Source organism: Alistipes sp. AF48-12 (assembly GCF_003477565.1).
GTDB classification, from domain to species: Bacteria; Bacteroidota; Bacteroidia; order Bacteroidales; family Rikenellaceae; genus Alistipes_A; species Alistipes_A hominis.
The window spans coordinates 1-1677 of the sequence record NZ_QUDJ01000051.1; the positions used below are offsets into that span (position 1 = coordinate 1).

Genomic DNA, 1677 nt, shown 5'->3' on the forward strand with positions numbered 1-1677 from the left:
ATTAAAATTTCATTTTAAATTGTTGTTTCGGTTTGATTTGCCGCTTACGGTTGTTCTCGGCGATCTGATTGAGAATAGCCTCGGTCGTAGCCGCGATCAGGGCCGTAATACGGGCGATATACTCTTCTTGGGATTCTCCGAGGCGTCGTTGCATCTGTTCGGGCGATATACCGATCCCACAGTCCGACGGCGGCAGCGGGATGCGACCGCAACCGCCGAAACGCTTCAGGTCGAGTTCTCCGCAGTCTTTCGCCGAAAATCCGCCTTTGCCAAAAGCGGACAAATAACCGCTGACAGCCGTTTGCAGTTTGCCGACGGATTGTGCCGAATATTGTACGCCCGTGCGTTGCGTGGTATGCACGACCGGAGCGACACGGGGCCCGACGGACGATGCTCCGGAAACCGGAGCCTGTGCCCGGCTTTGGCTCTGACCCGGAGAAAAACGGCGGTCGAGTTTCGAGAAGCTGAACGCGCGATCCACTTTCGACCCCGAAAAGGTGCGCCCGTTCTGACTGAATAGTACCCCCTGTTTCCGGTCGGAATGTCCGTTGTATTTGAAACGCATCGTAACGCCCTGCTTCCGCAACCTATTTTCCAACTCGCGCCACGACCGGCAATGCGGCAATACATTTTTCACGGCATGGTAAATCTGGTAGCGGGTTTTGTCGGGCTCCCGCAGCCGATCCACGTTCACGCGCTCTTTACCCGGAGAAAAATACAGGCTGTATTTCTGCGTCAGTTCCTTGCACGCCTTTTCATTGCGGTAGCGGTCGTTGCCGTCCGGGATCGCTTTTCCCCGGTTATCGACGCGGTTATACACCAAATGGCAATGCGGATGCTCCCGGTCGGTATGCCGGACAAGAATATACTGCGTATCGCACACGTTCATTTTCTCCATGTACTCGCGGGCGATCTGCGTCATCGTCCGGTCGGATATTTTTTCGCCGGGCGCAAAACTCAACGACGTATGGCATACGCAATTTTTAATTCCGGGATTCAGTCAGGTCTGATCCCTGAAGCTGGTAATAACGGATTGCTTCGATTGAGGATCGACTCCGCAACTGTCGATCAGGCGGGCTTTGCCTTCGCCTTATACAGGTAGTTCACGCATCCGGCGAACGACGTTCCCTTAACGATCTTTCCGATCATAGCGTACAGTCTTTAAAATTCGGGTAACGGAATCGAGCGCCCGTTCCAATTCGGTTACGGAAGCGGCATGAGCGACCGCATTGGCATGGCGGGCCAACTGATTCAGGTTATTGGAGACTGCTCTCAACTCCCGGACGAATTGCAAATGGTCGGGCGAGAAACGCTCGCGGACGAATCCCTGCATCAATGTCTCGCGTATCACTCAGCCGGGAGAACGACCACTCTGGCGGCACAACGACTGAAGCCGGATTTTTTCTTGGGTATTCAACCGGACGCTTACTAAAAAGGATCGCGTTTGCGAAGCGGGCAGCGTCGGCGCCCGCCTTTGTTCAATAAATTTTTCATGGTTTTCAACGATTGATTTTAATAATAAATTTGAGTCAGACCAACGGGATTTTCGATCCGACCGACGGGAGCAAGCGGGTTAATGTTTACATTAACATAAACTTGCTTCCACTCTTTTTACCCGTACTGTAAATATGAACGCCGAATCACGGCGTCAATAGAAAAAGTGCCGACGAACCAGTC

Annotated in this window: 2 protein-coding genes; both read right to left on the bottom strand. The window is 52.8% G+C overall.

Annotation, left to right across the window (positions count from 1 at the left end):
* Position 1 precedes the first annotated feature (1 nt).
* Positions 2-961, bottom strand: a complete 960-nt coding sequence (locus tag DW082_RS14140) for a relaxase/mobilization nuclease domain-containing protein (protein ID WP_259335655.1) — start codon at positions 959-961, stop codon at positions 2-4.
* Between the two features lie 168 nt (positions 962-1129).
* Positions 1130-1333 (bottom strand): plasmid mobilization relaxosome protein MobC, encoded by a 204-nt coding sequence (gene mobC, locus DW082_RS14145; protein WP_101573114.1) that lies wholly within the window; start codon positions 1331-1333, stop codon positions 1130-1132.
* Between the last annotated feature and the right edge of the window lie 344 nt (positions 1334-1677).